The sequence below is a fragment of the Aquimarina sp. U1-2 genome (genome assembly GCF_017897595.1).
Taxonomy (GTDB): Bacteria; Bacteroidota; Bacteroidia; order Flavobacteriales; family Flavobacteriaceae; genus Aquimarina.
On the sequence record NZ_JAGKIK010000163.1, the window covers coordinates 1 to 287 of the forward strand.

Consider the following 287-nt stretch of genomic DNA (forward strand, 5'->3'; position numbering starts at 1 on the left):
GATGCCTCCGGGATGGACGCCTTATAATCATCGTATTGAAACACTAACTTATGATGTTACCGATTTTTTAAAATCCAACGAGAATGCACTAGCAGTAGAATTGGTATCAGGTTGGCACTCTGGAAGGATAAGTAGAGGGAAAGCACTTTATGAAAATTTTGCGTCTCCAAAAGTGTTGTGCCAGTTAGAAATAACCCTTGAAGATGGTTCACAGCAAACTATAGTTTCTGATGAAACTTGGAAAGGAACTACAAACGGCCCTGTAAGATTAGCAGGCATTTACGATG

Annotated in this window: 1 protein-coding gene; it reads left to right on the top strand. The window is 40.1% G+C overall.

The genetic code is table 11. The annotated features are described in order from the left end of the window. The coding region (locus J8281_RS19490) for an alpha-L-rhamnosidase N-terminal domain-containing protein (RefSeq protein WP_210199293.1) at nt 1-287 on the top strand (287 nt) is incomplete at both ends.